This is a genomic window from Amycolatopsis lexingtonensis, assembly GCF_014873755.1.
Lineage (GTDB): Bacteria > Actinomycetota > Actinomycetes > Mycobacteriales > Pseudonocardiaceae > Amycolatopsis > Amycolatopsis lexingtonensis.
Window position 1 is genome coordinate 9,631,284 of the sequence record NZ_JADBEG010000001.1, and the last position, 17,484, is coordinate 9,648,767.

At 70.6% G+C, this 17,484-nt stretch carries 16 protein-coding genes and 2 tRNA genes; 5 read left to right on the forward strand and 13 right to left on the reverse strand.

Annotated elements, in window-relative coordinates:
* The 3 genes from H4696_RS44635 to H4696_RS44645 all read right to left on the reverse strand — a co-directional run bounded on the left by H4696_RS44635 (position 1) and on the right by H4696_RS44645 (position 2,764).
* Positions 1-1,608 (reverse strand): phytoene desaturase family protein, encoded by a 1,608-nt coding sequence (locus tag H4696_RS44635; RefSeq protein WP_086858382.1) that lies wholly within the window; start codon positions 1,606-1,608, stop codon positions 1-3.
* A 91-nt stretch (positions 1,609-1,699) separates the two neighbouring features.
* The gene (locus H4696_RS44640; protein ID WP_158104283.1) at positions 1,700-1,840 is read right to left on the reverse strand and encodes a hypothetical protein; all 141 of its coding nucleotides are present in this window, start codon (positions 1,838-1,840) and stop codon (positions 1,700-1,702) included.
* Positions 1,841-1,864: 24 nt separating this feature from the next.
* Entirely contained in the window at positions 1,865-2,764 is a 900-nt protein-coding gene (locus H4696_RS44645) for a LysR family transcriptional regulator (protein WP_192782883.1), read from the reverse strand.
* Between the two features lie 92 nt (positions 2,765-2,856).
* On the opposite strand from H4696_RS44645, the gene H4696_RS44650 reads away from it, so the two are divergent.
* Positions 2,857-3,936, forward strand: coding sequence for an alcohol dehydrogenase catalytic domain-containing protein (locus tag H4696_RS44650; protein ID WP_192782884.1), 1,080 nt, complete (start codon positions 2,857-2,859; stop codon positions 3,934-3,936).
* On the opposite strand, the gene H4696_RS44655 is transcribed toward H4696_RS44650, so the two are convergent.
* Positions 3,937-4,905, reverse strand: a complete 969-nt coding sequence (locus H4696_RS44655; protein WP_086863422.1) for a ketopantoate reductase family protein — start codon at positions 4,903-4,905, stop codon at positions 3,937-3,939.
* 90 nt (positions 4,906-4,995) lie between these two features.
* Here H4696_RS44655 and H4696_RS44660 point away from each other — a divergent pair, with 90 nt between their 5' ends.
* Positions 4,996-5,577 (forward strand): TetR/AcrR family transcriptional regulator, encoded by a 582-nt coding sequence (locus H4696_RS44660; protein ID WP_086863423.1) that lies wholly within the window; start codon positions 4,996-4,998, stop codon positions 5,575-5,577.
* Positions 5,578-5,607: 30 nt separating this feature from the next.
* On the opposite strand, the gene H4696_RS44665 is transcribed toward H4696_RS44660, so the two are convergent.
* The 5 genes from H4696_RS44665 to H4696_RS44685 form a co-directional block, all read right to left on the reverse strand.
* Positions 5,608-6,264, reverse strand: coding sequence for a DUF2306 domain-containing protein (locus H4696_RS44665; RefSeq protein WP_086863424.1), 657 nt, complete (start codon positions 6,262-6,264; stop codon positions 5,608-5,610).
* A gap of 116 nt (positions 6,265-6,380) precedes the next feature.
* Positions 6,381-7,058, reverse strand: a complete 678-nt coding sequence (locus tag H4696_RS44670; protein WP_086863425.1) for a response regulator — start codon at positions 7,056-7,058, stop codon at positions 6,381-6,383.
* Positions 7,055-8,188 carry a sensor histidine kinase gene (locus tag H4696_RS44675; RefSeq protein WP_086863426.1) on the reverse strand — a complete coding sequence of 378 codons (1,134 nt, stop codon included), beginning with the start codon at positions 8,186-8,188 and terminating at the stop codon, positions 7,055-7,057. Before H4696_RS44675 ends, H4696_RS44670 begins: the two co-directional genes overlap by 4 nt.
* Positions 8,189-8,274: 86 nt before the next feature.
* Complete coding sequence (gene guaB / locus H4696_RS44680) at positions 8,275-9,786, reverse strand: IMP dehydrogenase (RefSeq protein WP_086863427.1); 1,512 nt, start codon at positions 9,784-9,786, stop codon at positions 8,275-8,277.
* Between the two features lie 246 nt (positions 9,787-10,032).
* On the reverse strand, positions 10,033-10,359 hold the full coding sequence (locus H4696_RS44685; protein WP_192782885.1) for a hypothetical protein: 327 nt from the start codon (positions 10,357-10,359) through the stop codon (positions 10,033-10,035).
* A gap of 414 nt (positions 10,360-10,773) precedes the next feature.
* Between H4696_RS44685 and H4696_RS44690 the strand changes: the two genes are divergently transcribed.
* Entirely contained in the window at positions 10,774-11,235 is a 462-nt protein-coding gene (locus H4696_RS44690; protein ID WP_086863428.1) for a hypothetical protein, read from the forward strand.
* A gap of 1,028 nt (positions 11,236-12,263) precedes the next feature.
* Here H4696_RS44690 and H4696_RS44695 read toward each other — a convergent pair.
* Positions 12,264-12,336 (reverse strand) — tRNA-Lys (locus tag H4696_RS44695).
* A 166-nt stretch (positions 12,337-12,502) separates the two neighbouring features.
* Here H4696_RS44695 and H4696_RS44700 point away from each other — a divergent pair.
* Positions 12,503-13,687 (forward strand): L,D-transpeptidase family protein, encoded by a 1,185-nt coding sequence (locus H4696_RS44700; protein WP_158104392.1) that lies wholly within the window; start codon positions 12,503-12,505, stop codon positions 13,685-13,687.
* Here H4696_RS44700 and proP read toward each other — a convergent pair.
* Positions 13,684-15,096 (reverse strand): glycine betaine/L-proline transporter ProP, encoded by a 1,413-nt coding sequence (gene proP, locus H4696_RS44705; RefSeq protein ID WP_169735110.1) that lies wholly within the window; start codon positions 15,094-15,096, stop codon positions 13,684-13,686. The two genes, H4696_RS44700 and proP, sit on opposite strands and share 4 nt — an antisense overlap.
* A 135-nt stretch (positions 15,097-15,231) precedes the next feature.
* Here proP and H4696_RS44710 point away from each other — a divergent pair, with 135 nt between their 5' ends.
* The gene (locus tag H4696_RS44710; protein WP_192782886.1) at positions 15,232-16,632 is read left to right on the forward strand and encodes a glycosyltransferase 87 family protein; all 1,401 of its coding nucleotides are present in this window, start codon (positions 15,232-15,234) and stop codon (positions 16,630-16,632) included.
* Here H4696_RS44710 and H4696_RS44715 read toward each other — a convergent pair.
* Positions 16,625-16,700, reverse strand: a tRNA-His gene (locus tag H4696_RS44715). The genes H4696_RS44710 and H4696_RS44715 overlap by 8 nt on opposite strands.
* A 76-nt stretch (positions 16,701-16,776) precedes the next feature.
* On the reverse strand, positions 16,777-17,385 hold the full coding sequence (orn, locus tag H4696_RS44720; protein ID WP_086857780.1) for an oligoribonuclease: 609 nt from the start codon (positions 17,383-17,385) through the stop codon (positions 16,777-16,779).
* Positions 17,386-17,484 lie beyond the last annotated feature (99 nt).

Sequence of the window (17,484 nt, forward strand, 5' to 3'; positions counted from 1 at the left end):
TCAGGATTCCAGCCGGCGCCGCACCACTTCGCTCGCGTTCTTCCCCGGCACGCCGAACACCCCGCCGCCGGGACGCGTGCCCGAGCCGCAGAGGAAGAGGCCGGGAACGGGCGTGTGGTGGTCGGCGAACCCGGCGACCGGGCGGCCCGCGAACACGTCCAGGGGCGACATCGCGCCGTGGTAGAGGTTTCCGCCGGGCAGGCCGAGTTCGCGCTCGAGATCGAGCGGGCTGAACACCTTGCGGTCGAGGACGGCGGCGCCGAGCCCCGGCAGGTACTGCTCCACGAACTCGAGCGTGCGGTCGGCGAAGGACTCCCGGATGTCGTCCCAGGTGGTGCCGCTCAGCGTGTAGGGGACGTACTGCACGAACATGCTCATCACGTGCTTGCCGGGCGGCGCGAGGCCGGGGTCGAGCACGCTCGGGAACGTGCACTCCACGTGCGGTTCGAGCGGCGGGCGGCCCCGTTTGGCCTCGGCGCGGATCCGGTCCAGGTGGTCCATGGTCGGCGCGATCAGCATCGTCCCCCGGTAGTCCGGGTCGTCGAGCCCGCGCACCCGCGGCAGGTGGTCGAGCGCCAGGTGGATCTTCGCGGCGACGCCCTCGTAGTCACGCCCGGCGATGACGTGCCGGTAGCCGGCAGGCACGGCGTCGGCATCCAGGAGCCGCAGGAAAGTCGTCCGCGGGTCGGCCGCCGAGACGATCGCCCGCCCGCGGAGCACCCGCCCGTCGCCCAGCTCGACGGCCCGCGCGCCTTCGCCGTCGACCTGGATCCGCGTCACCGGCTGCCCGGTGATGACCTCGCCGCGGTATTCCCGGCACGCGGCGGCCAGCGCCTGCGTGATGCTGCCCATGCCGCCCTTGACCTGCCCCCACGAGGGCCGGCCCGAGTCGGTCGAGCCGAGCTGGTGGTAGAGCAGGAGGTACGCGGTGCCGGGGTCGGACGGGCCGCCGTCGTAGCCGACCGTCCCGTCGGTGCTCAGCGTGACCTTCAGCTCGTCGGACTCGAAGAAGTCGTCGAGCAGGTCCCGCGCGCTGCCGAACAGGGCGAGCGTGAGCCGGCGGAGGTCCTGGTCGGGCAGCTCGGCCGCGGCGGCGAGTGCGGCCTTCAGCGCGGGAACGTCGTCGAACAGCGGGGTCCGGGACGCCCCGGTCAGGTACGGCTCGACGAACTTCCCGAGCCGCTGCATCGTCTGCCCGTACTCGACGTAGGCCTGCGCGTCGCGGCGCGAAAAGCGGGCGATCTGCGCGGCGTTGAAGTCGTCGTCGGAGCCCAGCGCGAGCGTGCGCCCGTCCGGGAACAGCGCCGTCACCGCCAGGTCGCGGGGAATGAGCTCCAAGCCGTGCTTGGCGAGGCTGAGGTCGTCGACGATCTCCCGGCGGAACAGCGCGGTCGCCAGGCTCGCGGTCGAGAACCGGTAGCCGGGGAACAGTTCGTCGGTGACGCAGGCGCCACCGACGGTGTGCCGCCGCTCGACGACCGCGACCCGGTGGCCCGCCTGCGCGAGGTAGGCCGCGCACACCAGGCCGTTGTGCCCGGCTCCCACGATCACCGCGTCGTACGACTCGTCTTCCAGCTCGGAGTTGCTCACGGTCGCGAATTCCCCCATCGAAGCCGACAGTCGTGCGAAGCCAGTTGCCGTTCGAATTGTCGCGGTCGCGTTCCGCGGATCGCATCTTTGAGCTTGCCGGTACGTCCTGTCACGACGCGCTCCGCGTCAGGCCGACGTCGGCGAATTCCCGGACGCTTCCCCGGCGTCGCAACGGAATTTCCCCGGCCGCGCCGTCCTCGCGCAGAATTTCGAGGCGCGGCGTCGCGATCCGGCCCTGGCCGAGCGCCACGCCGGCGTTAGAGGAACCCTGACCTCACGGCTGGACGGCCGACGTGATCGCCTCGGTGACGGCGGCGATCGCCACCGGCGCGATACCGGGGAGCCGGGCGACGAAAACCCGGCGGATCTCGGGCGGCGCGCCTTCGACCCGCAAGGCGATCACGCCGGGCGGCGCGACCGGCGCTAAGCCTTCCGGCATCGTGGTCACGCCGAAACCGCGGGCGACCAGGTGCAGTTTCGTCAGCCAGTCCCGGGCGTGGTGGACGACGCGCGGCCGTCCCGGCAGGCCCGGCCAGACGCCGAGCTGCGGCTCCGTCTTCGACGCGGGCGTGGCGATCCAGGGCACGTCGGCCAGCTCGTCGACGTGCACGGACGTCCGGCCGGCGAACGCGCCGGTGGCCGCCGCGGCCACGACCAGCCCGACGTCCTGGACGGTCGTGACGTGCAGGCGGGGTGACTCTCCGTCCGGTGCCCGGTGCGGCGGGCGGGAGGTGAGCAGGGCCAGGTCGAGGGAACCGGAGCGCAGCGCGCGAACCAGGCCGGGGGTGGTGCCTTCCCGGGTGGTGACGAGGACCTGGGGCGCGGTCGCGGTGAGCCGGGCAAGCGCGGCGGGCAGGATCACCGGTCCCGCACTGGGAACCGTGCCGAGCCGGACCGGCTCTACCCGGGGCGCCTCACCGGCCAGGTCGCCCGCGGCCGCGTCGACCGAAGCCAGGATCGTGCGGGCGTGGCGCAGCAACGTCAGCCCGCGGCGGGTCAGCCGCACCCCGTCGGTCCGCCGCTCGAACAGCGTCGCACCTGCATCGCGTTCGAGCGCGGCGGCCTGGCGCGAAACCGCGGACTGCGTGTAGCCCAGCTGCGCGGCGGCCGCGGTGAAGCTGCCGCATTCGGCGATCCGGCACAGCACCCGGAGGCTGGCGGTCGAGACGTCCATGCCGACCACGCATACCAGAGATGCCGGATCAGCGCTTCCCGCATGCCCTTCCCGTGCTTAGCGTGGCGAAGGACGACACAGAAAGGTTTTCCATGCGTGCAGCGACGTTGACGGCGTTCGGTTCCCCACTCGTGGTGGGCGAGGTACCCGATCCGGAAGCCGGTACCGGCGAGGTGCTGGTCGAGGTCTTGGCGACCGGCGTGCCGCCTTACGCGGCCGAAGTGTTCGGCGGTGAGCGGCGCTATCCGCTGGAGCCCCCGGTGGTGCCGGGCGTCGGGGGCATCGGCCGGGTGGCGTGGGTGGGGCCGGACGCGACCAAGCTGAAGGTGGGCGACCTGGTCTGGTGCGATTCGACGGTCCGGGCCCGCGACGACGCCCTGACCCCCGACATCACGCTGCAGGGCTGGAGCTCCCGGGGCGAGGGCGGCGCCCGGCTGTCCCGCTACCTGCACGACGGCCCCTTCGCCGAACTCATGCGGGTCCCCACCGAGAACGCGTACCGCCTCCCGCCCGGAGCGGAGGCCGCGCGCTGGTCCGCGCTCGGCGTGCACACGATTCCCTACGGCGGCCTGCTGGCCGGCCGGCTCGAGGCGGGGGAGACGGTGCTCATCAGCGGCGCGACCGGCAACCTCGGCAGCAGCGCGGTGGCCGTCGCGCTCGCGATGGGCGCCGGCCACGTGGTGGCGCCGGGGCGCAACCGGGCCGTCCTCGACCTGCTCGCCGACCGCTTCGGCCCGCGGCTGACCCCGGTGGAGCTCACCGGAGACGAGGACGCCGACCGCACCGCGATGACCGCGGCCGCCGACGGCCCCATCGACCTGGTCCTCGACCTGCTGCCACCCCGCGCCCCCAGCACAGCGGCCCGCGCGGCGGCGATGACCGTGAGGGAGTACGGCCGCGTGGTCCTGATGGGCGGCGTCGGCATGCTGGGCGGCGCGGACTTCGCGTTGCCCTACCCGTGGATCATGCGCAATTCGGTGACTGTCCGCGGCCAGTGGATGTACCCGCGCACCGCGAACACGGGCATGATCCGGCTCGTGGCGACGGGAGCACTGGACCTCGCCCCCGAGCGCGTCACCCGCTTCGACCTCGACCAGGTCAACGAGGCGATCACCTGGGCGGCGGCACACGGTGGCCCGTTCGACCGCACTGTCCTGGTGCCAGGAGCCTGATCAGGCTCGACCCGTCCCTTCACGGGCGAAGTACGGTTCCGCCGCTTCCAGCCGCGGTACCGGGATGCCCAGCCGTCGTGCTTCGGCCAGGGTGTCCCGGCAGACCTCGCGCGGCTCCTCGGCATCGGGGTCCGAATGCGCCGCGAAATTCACGCGCACGGGCGCGAAATGCGCAGTCAGCCAAGCGAGCACGGGGGCCATCAGCCAGGTGGGCGGCCGGAACAGCAGCAGACCGCCCCGATGACGTCGCAGGTCGACGCCGCGCGCCTGGAGAAGCGGCAGCAGCTCGCGGCCGGCCAGGAGCGCTTCGCGGAAGTCGCTCGTCGACCCGGCCAGGTCGGACAGCGAGCCCAGCCGCACGCCCTGCGTGAACAGGGCGGCATTCGACACGAAATGGACCCACAGCCAGCCGCGGAAGTCGGGCTGTTCCTTGAGCCGGAACCCGGCCTCGCGAAACACCTTGCGCACGGCCAGTTCCCGGTCGGTCGGGGGCCGGCCGGGGGCGCCGAAGACGACCGGCCGCAGCAGCATCGCCCCGCGCAGCGCGCCGTCCGCGCCGAAACCGCCACCGGCCTGGGGAAAACCCCAGGCGACCTGGTCGACCGGGAGCGCGCCGATCGCGGCCGGCGGCTCGGTCCAGATGTTGCCGAAGACCAGCACCGTGGCCCGGCCGACCCGCGGTGCCAGGAAGGCCGTCGCTTCCGGGAGGCGGTGGTGCGGCACGCTGAGCACGATCAGGTCGAAGTCGTGGTCCGGTGCCAGCTCCTCGCGGTAGCGCACCGGCCACTTCTCGACGACGCGCCGCCCCCACACCCCGCGCCGCGTATCGAACAGGTCGAGCTCCACCGCGTCGCCGTACGTCGCCGCGCGGCCCGGCCGGACGTAGAACTCGACGTCGTGTCCCGCCTGGTGCAGGGCCCAGCCGTAGACCGTGGCGATCACGCCTCGGCCGAACATCAGGATCTTCACGCTGCCCCCTCGTGGGGTACGATCGAACTGGAGATCATCTCCACTTCTAAAATATGGAGGTCATCTCCATTTGTCAACGCGAGGGAGCGCATGACCGCCGACAAGCCGCTGCGGGCCGACGCCCAGCGCAACCGCGACATCCTGATCGCCAAGGCGCGTGAGGTCTTCGACGCCGGCGGCTTCTTCGACCTGCGCTTCGACGACTTCGCCGCCCTGGCCGGGGTGGGCACCGGCACGCTGTACCGCCACTTCCCCACCCGCGAGGCCCTGGCCGAGGCGGTTTACCGCGGGGAAGTCACCGCGCTGTGCGAGCGCGCCCGCCGGCTCCAGGCGACGCTGCCCGCGGCGGAGGCGTTGACGACCTTCCTGCGCGACATGGTCGACCACATAGCCGCCCACGAGGGCCTGGCCCGGACGCTGGCCACGCTCATGGCCGATCGTTCGGGCGCCCTCGCCGAGGGCAGCCAGGCGCTGGAGCAGGCGGTCACCGACCTGGTGGCCGCCGCCGTGCGGGACGGCGCCGTGCGCGAAGACGCGAACGCCGGCGCCGTGATGATGGCGCTGCACGGCATCGGCGCCGCCCACGACCGCCCGGATTGGCGGGCCGAGGCCGACGGTCTCATCACGCTCGTGCTGGACGGGCTGAGCCGGCCGCCAAGCAAGCCCGGATGAACCCTAAGCCCGACGGTGCCGCAGCGGCCGTCAGGTCAGGCGCGCCGCAGGCTTGGCGGCCGCGCGGACCGTCGGGCGCCGGCGCAGGGCCCACTCGGCCACGACGAGGTTGATCACCCAGCCCGCCGCCATCAGCATCGCCCGGGTGAACTCGCCGGGCGCGCCCACCAGCAGGGCCCACGGGACGTGCGTCAGCACCTGCGTTCCCGCGCCCAGCCCGATCGCGTACCCGCGGGTCATCCAGACCCGGTGCCGGCGAACGTCGCGCCGGCGGATCGCGAGCGTGGCCAGGACGATCGACACGGCCATCGCCGTGCCGAAGAACAACCGGAACACGGTGAGGAGGTCGCCGTCGCCCGGCGGGAGGTCGGAGAACAGCGTCATCCACAGGCCGGACAGGGCCGCGACCAGCCCGCAGGGAACCAGCAGCCGCCCGGACACGCGGTGCCAGCGGCGCCGGCGCAGCGACGGCACGAACTGAAACGCTCCCAGGACACAGAAAAGGCTCGCGCCGAAGATGTGCAGCACGACAGGCAGCGGCATGGCGAAGAACCGCGCGTTGTCCGCGGTGACCCGCGCGCCACCCGCCAGTTCGGCGACGCGCGCGGAACCGGCGGCCACCGGCACCGCACTGAGCAGCAGCAGGCCCGCCGGGACAAGCCACTCCGGTCTTTTCTTGTGCGGCAAGGGAAAACCCCTCTCGGATGTCATGCGTGGACGTCTTCGCCCAGCATGACGGCCGGCGGGTGACGGCTCATCGGCACAAGGGCCGGAACTCGCCCGGCCTTAAGTACGGCCCGGCTCTAGTACTTTCGGCGCGGCTCGGGCGCGTTGCGGACGCGGCGGGTTTCGTAAGCCCAGATGGCGATCTCGACGCGGTTGCGGGCACCGAGCTTCGCCATCAGGCTCGCGATGTGGGTCTTGACCGTGCTCAGCGTGATGTAGAGCTCCTCGGTGATCTCGCGGTTGGTCCGCCCGCGCGCCACGCTGAGCAGGACCTGTTCCTCACGGTCGGTGAGCGGTTCGACGGGCTGGCTCGGCGCGCCGGAGCCGGTCCCCGCGAAGGCGTCGAGCAGCCGTGCGGTGACGCTGGGCGCGATCAGGGCGTCGCCGGTCGCGGCGGCGTGGACGGCCTGGGCGAGCAGCTGCGCGCCCGCGTTCTTGAGCAGGAACCCGCGGGCGCCCGCCCGCAACGCCGCGTAGACGTACTCGTCGAGGTCGAACGTGGTGATGACGACGACGGCGAGCGGATCCTCGACGCCGGGGCCGGCCAGGCGGCGGGTGGCCTCGATGCCGTCGGTGCCGGGCATGCGGATGTCGAACAGGCACACGTCGGGGCGCAGCCGCCGCGCCAGCTCGACGGCCGCCTCCCCGTCGGCCGCCTCGCCGACGACCTCGATCTCCGGCTGGGCGTTGAGGATCATCGTCAGGCCGGTGCGGACGATCTCCTGGTCGTCGGCGACGAGCACGCGGATGCTCATGCCGTCGCCCCGCCACGGGGCAGGACGGCGGTCACGGTCCAGCCTCGCCCCGGGTTCGGGCCCGCTTCGCAGGTCCCGCCGAGCAGGCCGGCCCGCTCGATCATCCCGGCGAGCCCGTAGCCGGGGGACGCCGCCGGGCGCACGAGGCCGGGCTCTCCGTCGTCGCTCACGCGCAGCCGCACCGACGTGTCGTCGGTGGTGACCCGGACCTCGATCCGGGTCACGTGCCGGGCGTGGCGCCGGGCGTTCGTCACCGATTCCTGGGCGAGGCGGTAAACCGCGCTCCCGATCGACGGCGGGAGGTCGTCGAGGTCCCCAGAGACCGTCACGTCGACGGACGGGCGGGTCCGGCTCGCGAGCTTCCCGAGATCGGTGATCCGCGGGTTCGGGGCGAGGTCGGCCGGCTCGTCGCGGCGCAGGACGCGGACCATGGTGCGCATCTCGTCGAGGGCGCGCGCGGCTTCGGCTTCGATCAGCTCCAGCGCTTCGGCGGCGGCTTCCGGCTGCGACGGCATCATCGCGAGACCGGCCTGCGCGCGGATCGCCATCGCCGAGACGTGGTGGGCGACCGTGTCGTGCAGGTCCCGGGCCAGCCGTTCCCGCTCGAGCAGCTTGGCCTGGTCCAGCTCCCGCAGCCGCGCCCGGGCCCGGTAGCGGAGCGCCGCGGCCAGCGTGACGGTCGCGAACAGCACGACCAGCCCGCCCAGCGCGTCGGCGACGCTCTGCTGCCCGAGAACGACCGACAGGCCGGTCTCAGGCAGCACGATCCCCAGCCCGAGCACGATCTCGCGCCCGGCCCCCCACCGCGCCAGCGAATACGGCAAGAGCAGCAGGCCGGCCGTCGCATACGCCGAGGGGGCGGCACCGCCGGTCAGCAGCATGGTCACCGACGTGGTGCCGAACGCGGCAAGGAACGCCGGGAACGGCCTGGTCCGGCGCCACAGCAGGGTCGGCAGCAGTGCGGCGACGACGACCACGGACAGGACCCGCCACGGCATGTCCGGCCGGAACAGGCCCTCGGCCACCACGGCCGGCCCGAGCACCCCCAGCAGCGCCCAGTCACGCCACACCCGCGACGGCGGATCGGGCGGCCGGGGTTCGTCCCACAGGGAGCGGAGCACAGCGTTCACCCGCTGATGATACGAAAGGACCGGCCGGCCCAGATCGCCCGAAAGTACGACCGGGCCGAGAGGTGAGGGTCGCTCCCGGCGTCGGATCAGCGGCGGCCCGGGGTGTTGTAGTTCGGGGCGTTAGTGGTGATCGTGATGTCGTGCGGGTGGCTCTCGCGCAGCCCGGCCGCGGTGATCCGCACCAGCTGGGCCTGCTGCAGTTCACCGATCGTGCGGGCGCCGACGAAGCCCATGCCGGCCCGGAGGCCGCCATTGAGCTGGTACACGACGTCGGCCACCGGGCCGCGGAAGGAGGTCCGGCCTTCGATGCCCTGCGGCACGAGGTTTTCCTCCGACAGCACGTCGCCTTGGAAGTAGCGGTCCTTCGAGAACGACTTCTTGCCGTTGCGGGACTGCATGGCGCCGAGCGAACCCATGCCGCGGTAGGTCTTGTACTGCTCGCCGTCGATGTACACGAGTTCTCCCGGTGCTTCCCCGGTGCCGGCGAGGAGACTCCCGAGCATCACCGTGTCCGCGCCGGACGCGATCGCCTTGGCGATGTCGCCGGAGTACTGGATCCCGCCGTCCCCGATCACCGGCACGCCGGCCGGGGCACACGCGAGCGCGGCCTCGTAGATCGCGCTGATCTGCGGCACGCCGACCCCCGCGACCACGCGGGTCGTGCAGATCGAGCCGGGGCCCACGCCGACCTTCACGCCGTCGGCGCCCGCGTCGATCAGCGCCTGCGCCCCGGCGCGCGTCGCGACGTTGCCCCCGACCACGTCGACCCGGTCGGTGAAAAGGCGCTTCGCCGCGGCGACCGCGGCCAGCACGTCGTCCTGGTGGCCGTGGGCCGTGTCGATCATGATGACGTCGACGCCGGCGTCCACCAGCAGCTTCGCCCGGTTGAGGCCGTCCTCGCCGACGCCGACCGCCGCCGCCACCAGCAGCCGCCCCGCCGCGTCACGGGCGGCGTCGGGGAACTGCTCGTTCTTCGCGAAGTCCTTGACGGTGATCAGCCCGACGAGCCGGCCGCCGTCCTCGACGATCGGCAGCTTCTCGACCTTGTTCTGCCGAAGCAGCCGCAAGGCTTCCTCCGGCGTCACGCCGACCGGGGCGGTGATGAGCGGGGCCTTGGTCATGACCTCGGCGACCGGGCGCCGCAGATCCATCTCGAACCGCATGTCGCGGTTGGAGACGATGCCGACCAGCTTGCCGTCGTCGTCCACCACCGGCACGCCGGAAATGCGGTACCGCGCGCACAACGCGTCGACGTCGGCCAGCGTCTGATCCGGGCGGCACGTGACCGGATCGGTCACCATTCCCGCTTCGGAACGCTTCACGGTTTCCACTTGGCGCGCCTGCGCATCCGCCGGGAGATTTCGGTGCAGAACACCGATTCCGCCCTGCCGCGCCATGGCGATCGCCATCTTGGCTTCGGTGACCGTGTCCATCGCGGCCGAGACGAGCGGCAGCTTGAGGGTGACGTTCTTGGACAGTCGCGCGGTGGTGTCGACCTGGCTGGGAATCACGTCGGATTCCGCGGGCAGCAGCAGCACGTCGTCGAAGGTGAGGCCGAGAGAGGTGAACTTCGCCGGAAGGGGTTCTTCGCTGACCATGTGCTCGCGTGCGCCTTTCGCTGTTGACGTGGACCCGGCTCAGTGTAGGAGAGGGCGGTGACCTGGAGCGACGTGCCGCTGCGTGCCCGGATTCACCTGTTCGGCCGTACCCGTGTGGCGGTCGACCTCGGTGAGTTCACGGTCACGTTGCCGGGGGTGGGGGATCTTGTGCTGCGTGCAAGCGTGCGTCGAACGACGCTTGGGAGTGAATGCCGACCGGGTGCGGGTGCCGAACCTCGCACCCGGTCAGGATTCCGCCCGTTCCTTGCGAACCCAGCGCCCTACGCGGCAACGCTTCGGCGCCTCGAGTCGGTTGGGGGCTCGCGCCGTGATCATCCGGAAGAGACTCAGAGGTGCCTGGCATTCCGATGCCAGGGCTAGCTCATCGACGTCGGTCTCGGCCTTGAGGAGCTCGATAGCGCGTGGCAGTAGCGAAGGCCGCTCGAGCAGCGGCATCGGGCCCGGCTCCCGGCGTCGCCAGCCTCGGTTCGACACCGTTGTCGTCGCGTTGCGGTAGTAGTCGTCCTTGGCTGGGTTGAGGATGATGATCGGCCGCAGCGGCGTATCGAACAAGTAAGCGTCGACGCCGGCGTTGCCGGGTGGGCTGAGTCTTCGCGGTCATCGACTCCCAAGACGCGATCACCTGCGGCCACAAAGGACTAGCCACGACTTCGGGTGACATCCACACGCGGATCTCCGCGGTCCTCGCCGCGGGCCGGCGCAGCGCTCGACCGGCGAGATGGTCGCAGGACGCCGCTGACTGTACCGACCAGGGGTGACGTACGAGGACAGCGTCAGATGACGCTCGCGGGGGCTGCCCCGGCAGGCCTACCTTCCGGGTATGCGCCACCGGGCAGCCGTGATCGGACCGCGGAACGAGGTCTCCACCCCGTGCCGGTTCACCGTACGACGAGCAGAGGCCACCCGGTAGATGGCCGCGCACCAGGCCGCCTGAAACCCCTGCACCACCACCGAGGAGACCCGAAGATGTCCAAGATCCACCTGCGCCAGGTGACCACCGCCACCCCGGAGCAGTTCCTGGCCGCACTGACCGACTTCGGCCCGGAGCGCGCGAAGCTCTTCGGCCGCAGCGCGACCGACTACCTGCAGGTGCACGGCCAGGGCCCCGGCCACGCCGACGTCACCGAAGGATCCGGCGGTGTCTGGGAGCGCCTGAGCTACGACTGGTCCGATCCGGCCCGGGTCGTGATGAAGACCACCGACTCCAACACCTGGGGCGGCGCGTCGGGCCACACCTACACCTTCACCCGGCTGGCGGACGGGACGACGCAGATCGACGCCGTGGTGGTACGGGAAGGCAAGAACCTCAAGGGCAGGCTGCTCGGCGGCCTGCTGGGGCTGCTGGGCAAGCGCGTCCTCGGCGGGGAACTGGGCAAGACCGCCAAGGCCGTCGAGGCGCGGAACGCAGGAGGCCACGACGACGCCTGACGGTCACGATGTGCCGACGCACGCTGAGAGGCACTGTCGGGTCGCCCCGGCGTCATAGGCCGCCCTGTCGCGGAAGTTCGCATGCCGGAGGCGTGGGCACGCGCGAAGTCGAGGCTGGTGTGTCCGCGGTGGCGACTCCGCCGAACACAGTCTACAAAGCACTCAACGTCATAGAGAGCCAATGCTTGGCGAAAATTCTCGATTCCGCGCTCTTTGTCGTCGGCCTTCAAGGCGGCGCGTCCGAGGGCCTCGAACGCGCGCCCCACCTGCAGCCGTACGCCTGAGGCCTGTGCCATGTCGAGCGCGAGACCCGCGAGGTTGTTCAGGTTCTCGGCCTGCCAGCCGCGGTCATCGCCGAACGCTTTCTCGGCGCGGGTCAGGTAGGTGTGCGCTAGCCGGTAATTCTCCGCGGCGTGGATGCGAGCTTGCTGACCCACAACGTGGCCAAGCTGGTCGAGCTGCCGCCGGCGGTCCAGTCGAAGCTGTGGACCCCCGCGCCGGAGAGGTGCCGTATCCGGTGATGGTGTGGACCGGAGATCTGACGGGTGCGTTCCTGGACTCCGCGGTGAACCACCGGCTGTATCCGCTGTTCCACCTGATTGCCCACTCCGGCCTGCGTCGAGGCGAGGGGCACGGCCAGCGTCGCACCAGATCGTGCAGTACGGGTGGGAGACGGTGCAGAGCAAGTCCAAGACTCCGTCCTCGGAGGGCGTTGTTGTCCTCGATCCGAAAATCTGCTGGTGCTGCGCGCCCACCTGGCGCGTCAGGACGCAGCAAAGGCCCGGCTCGCTGACGACCGGGTTGAGAACGACCTGCTCTTCACTGAGCCCGACGGCAGCCCGTTGCACCCGGCCGACGTGGCCGAGGAGTTCGCGCGGCTGATCAGGCGGGCCGGGGCCATCCCGAGGAAGGCTCTGCACCCGGCGCGCGCTCGCGGGAGACCACAAAGGACACTGCCCAACCGGACGGAAAGCTTCCAGATACCACAAAACCCCAGGCCGAAGAGAATCAGACCTGGGGAGTGGGGGTGCGCCATCAGGGACTCGAACCCCGAACCCGCTGGTTAAGAGCCAGCTGCTCTGCCAATTGAGCTAATGGCGCCGGTGTCTGCCGGAGGTTTCCCTCGGCGACGTGGAAAAGATTAGCACCCCGTTCAGAGCCCGTTTCAGGGGGGTCCCCTCAACCGGGTTCGGGCATTGCCGCCACGGTGTCGGGGCTGGTCGGGCACACTGTAGTCGGACATCGACGGCGAAACGGGCGGGTGGGCATGCGGGGTATGAAGGCGCGGCTGCTGGTGGCCGCTGGGGTGATCGGGCTCACCGTGGCCGGGTGCAGCGCGCCTCCTTCGGGTGAACCGCCCAAGGAGACGTCGTCGGCGAGTGCGCCCAAGCCCACGCCGAAGCCCACCGTTCTCACCCTCACGCCCGCGAAGGACGCCAAGGACGTCGCGCCCGGGGAGCCGGTGAGTGTGAGCGTTGCCGAGGGGAAGGTCGGCGAGGTGACGCTGACCGGGGCCGATGGGAAGGTCGTCGCCGGGAAGGCGCGGGCCGACGGTTCCGGGTGGGACTCCGCCGAGCCGCTCGGGTACAACAAGACCTACAAGCTGACCGCGACGGCGATCGGCGGTGATGGGAAGACCGTCAAGTCGGAGTCGAGCTTCAGCACCGCGAAGCCCGCTCGGCAGCTGGGCGTCTCGGTGAACCTCGTCGAGGGGGAGACCGTCGGGGTCGGGATGCCGCTGATCTTCACCTTCACCGGGAACGTCGCCGACAAGGCCGCGGCCGAGAAGGCGCTCAAGATCACCGCGGAGCCGGCCACCGAGGGCGCGTTCCGCTGGTCCGGCGACAAGCAGGTCACCTGGCGGCCGAAGGACTACTGGAAGAGCGGCACCAAGATCAAGGTGGACGCCGCCGTCTACGGCAAGCCGCTCGGCAACGGCAGCTACGGCCGGGAGGACAAGAGCGTGAGCGGCACGGTCGGGGACAAGCTCGTCGCCGTCGCCGACGGCGGGACCCACCAGATGACGGTCACGATCAACGACCAGGTGGTCAAGACCATGCCGACGTCCATGGGCAAGCCCGGGCACAACACGCCGGCCGGGACCTACACCGTCATGAGCGAGCACACCGGCTACACCATGGACTCCGGCACCTACGGCGTGCCCGAGGACGCGCCCGGCGGGTACCGCACCTTCGTCCAGTTCGCGGTGCGCCTGTCCTACAGCGGCATCTTCTACCACTCCGCGCCCTGGTCGGTCCGGCAGCAGGGGCACAGCAACGTCAGCCACGGCTGCCTGAACCTGTCGACCGAGAACACGAAGTGGCTGATGGACACGTCCAAGAAGGGCGACATCGTCACCGTCCAGAACAGCGGCGGCCCGAAGCTGGAGCCGACCGACGGCTGGAGCGTGTGGCAGCTGTCCTGGGACGAGTGGCGCACCGCCGGCAACTAGCCGTCCTTGGCCGAGGTGCGGACCAGCTCCCGCGCCTCGGCCTCGCTCGACACCGCGGGTCCCGAACCCCAGAGCGGCTTGTTCGCCGTCTCGCGGCTGAAGAACACCGCGACCGCGCCGATCGCGCCCGCCGCCATCAGGTACCAGGCCGGCCAGAAGTCGTGGCCGGTCGCGGAGATCAGCGACTGCATCACCAGCGGGGTCGTGCCGCCGAAGAGCGACACCGAGATGTTGAACGCGATCGACAGCGCGCCGTACCGGATCGCCGTCGGGAACAGCGCCGGCAGCGCCGAAGGCATCGACACCTCGAAGCAGAGCAGCAGCAGGCCGAGACCCATCAGCCCGAGGAACGTCAGGACGAGGCCGCCGTCGTGCACCAGCAGCATCAGCGGCCAGGACAGCACGAGGAACCCGAGGCAGCCCGCCATCATCACGGGCTTGCGGCCGACGTGGTCGGTGATCCGGCCGCCGACCATGATGATGAGCATCATCACCACCATGACGACGATGATCAGCAGCAGCCCGTGGGTGGCGTCGAGGTGCAGCTGCTCGGACAGGTACGTCGGCATGTACGACAGCAGCATGTAGTCGGTGACGTTGAACACGAGCACCAGGCCGACGCAGATGAGCAGCGCGGGCCAGTACTCGGTGAACATCTTCCAGAACGGCTCGCCGGAGCGGCCGCGTTTCTCGGCTTCCTCGGCGTGCTTCTGGAACGCCGGGGTTTCCTCGAGCTTGAGGCGCATGTAGAGGCCGATGATGCCGAGCGGGCCGGCGACGAGGAACGGGATCCGCCAGCCCCAGTCGAGCAGCGTCTCGTGCGGCACCCACGCCTTCATGCCGGTGACGACGGACGCGCCGAGCACGTACCCGGACAGCGTGCCGAACTCGAGCCAGGAGCCCATGAAGCCGCGGCGTTTGTCGGGGGAGTACTCGGCGATGAACGTCGTCGCGCCGCCGTACTCGCCGCCGGTGGAGAAGCCCTGCACCATGCGGGCGAGGACGAGCAGGATCGGTGACAAGACGCCGATGGAGGAGTAGGACGGGATCAGCCCGATGCAGAGGGTGCCGATCGCCATCATGATCATGGTGACGGCGAGGACCTTCTGCCGTCCGATGCGGTCGCCGAGCGGCCCGAACACGAGTCCGCCGAGGGGGCGCATGAGGAACGCGGCGGTGAAGGCCCCGAAGGTGCCGATCAGCCGGACGCCGGGCGAGACCGTGGGCGGGAAGAACACCTCGGCGATGGTGTCGGCGATGTAGGCGTAGACGCCGAAGTCGAACCACTCCATGGCGTTGCCGAGCGCGGCGGCTCCCACCGCCCGCTTGAGCAGGGATCGGTCGACGACGGTGATGTCCTCGTACCGCAGTTTCTTCCGGTTGCGCAGCTTCGGCCGTGAACTTTCCACCAGAACACGGTGCACCCGGGCACCGGCTCGCGCATGCTGAGCCACCTGGTCGTGAGGGTTGCCACCGTCGGGTGAAGGCCGGTTGCACCCCTGTGATCTGCGACACTGCCCGCTCGCGCATCCGAGGGGGATCCGATGGCGGCGATCGTGGAATCCGAGGCGCCGGTCGAGCGAAGACTGCCGGCGCCGCTGTGGTGGACGGTGCTGTCCGGCGCCTTGCTGCTCGTGGTGCTCGCCGGTTACACGGTCTGGGCGGGTGTCTGGGCGAAGGCCGGTGTCTACCTGGAGGACTTCCGGGTTTACGTGGCCGCCGGCCAGGCGTTGCGGGACGGGGCGCCGCTCTACGAGCCCGGGGTGGCGCACCTGCCGACGATCGCGGGGACGTTGAAGTACCCGCCGTTCGCCGCCGAGGTCTTCCTGCCGATGACGGTGGTGCCGAAGCTGCTGTTGCCGTTGACGGCCGTTCTGGTGAACCTGTTTTCGCTGCTGGTGGTGGTCTGGGTGGCGCTGGGCCGGCAGGGGTACGCGGCCGATCACGGCCGCGTGGCGGCGACCGCGGCCTTGACCGCGCTGGCGTTGCCGATGCAGCCGGTGCTGCTGAACTTCACCGTCGGCCAGGTGAATCTCGTGCTGCTAATGCTGGTTCTGGTGGATTTGACGGGCCGGGACCGCTGGTGGACCGGTGCGGGGGTGGGGCTGGCGGCGGGGATCAAGCTGATGCCGGTGATCTTCGTGGTCTACCTGCTGGTGGCGCGCCGGTTCCGGGCGGCGGCGGTGGCGGTGGGCGCGTTCGGCCTGACGGTGCTCGCGGGTTTCGCCGCGGTGCCGGGCGAAGCCGCGAAGTTCTGGGCGGCGAACCTGGCCGATCCGTCCCGGGTCACCGGCAGCAGTGACGCGATGGCGTCGGAAAACCAGTCGATCCGGGGCGCGATGGCGCGCTTGCTGGGCATAGCGGACGTCCCAGGCGTGATCTGGATCCCGGTGGCAGCAGTTGTCGCACTGGCCGCGTTGTGGATCGCGGTGCGGGCGCACCGAGCGGGCCGCGAACTGCTGGCGGTCAGCGTGGTCGGCGTCCTGATGGTCCTGGCAACTCCCTGGACCTGGACGCACTACTGGGTCTGGTTCGTGCCGTTCTTCGTAATGGCGGCATGCGGCGCCCTCCGCGCCCGCTCGTGGTGGCCGGCCGCGATCCTCACCGCAACCTACCTACTGCTCTTCCCGTGGCAGGTGGGAACAGGCCGCAACGACATCCCACTGGTAGGCCTGGTCGTCCTCCCACAAAACCACCCACCGCTAGCCCAGGCGGCAGCCCACACCCTCTACGTAGCCCTGGCCTTCGCCCTGCTCCTGCTCGCAGCGCTACACCCCACCTGGCTCGACCCCACCGCAAGCCGGCAACGCAACGCAACCACGCGGGACGGGGGTCCGGGGGCAAGCCCCCGGCGGGGGCGTGGGGGTTCGACCCCCACAAAAAGGCGAAACCCCGGCATCGGGGAGGGCCCGCAAGGGCCCGACCAAGCCGGGGCAATGGGGTGAGCGACGGGTTTCGAACCCGCGACCTCCTGGACCACAACCAGGTGCTCTACCAGCTGAGCTACGCCCACCATCAGCGAGGGAACCGCGTGCGATCACCTCGTTGGCTGTAATCGTAGCGGGTGCCCTCGCGGGGTCCGCAGGGGGTTACCTTTGGTGCTGTTCCTGCACTTCAGCGGCTGCGGCTTTGGCTTCGTCGCTGGTGGGGCCCGGCTGGGGGACGAAGGCGACGCGCCGGTAGTAGTCGAGTTCGCCGATGGATTCCTTGATGTCGGCGAGGGCGCGGTGGGCGAGGCCTTTTTCCGGCTTGGCGTAGTAGATGCGCGGGTACCAGCGGCGGACGAGTTCCTTCACCGAGGAGACGTCGACCATGCGGTAGTGCAGGTGGGCGTCGAGGGCCGGCATGTCGCGGGCGATGAAGCCGCGGTCGGTGGCGATGGAGTTGCCGGCGAGCGGCGCGGTGCCCGGTTCGGGGACGTGCTCGCGGATGTAGTCGAGGACGCGCCGTTCGGCTTCTTCGAGGGTGACGCTGGAGGCGCGGACCTCTTCGGTGAGGCCGGAGTGGGCGTGCATCTCGCGGACGACGTCGGGCATCCCGGCGAGTTTTTCCTCGTCGGCGTGGATGACGATGTCGACTCCGTCGCCGAGCACGTTGAGTTCCGCGTCGGTGACGAGGGCGGCGATTTCGATCAACGCTTCTTTGCCGAGGTCGAGCCCCGTCATTTCGCAGTCGATCCAGACTAGGCGGTCGGTCACCTGGTGACCCTAACCCGACACGGGGACATGAGTGGCGTTACCTGCGCGTACGGCGCGTTACGCTCCCGGTGTGGTGCAGGACACACGATCGGGGAGTTG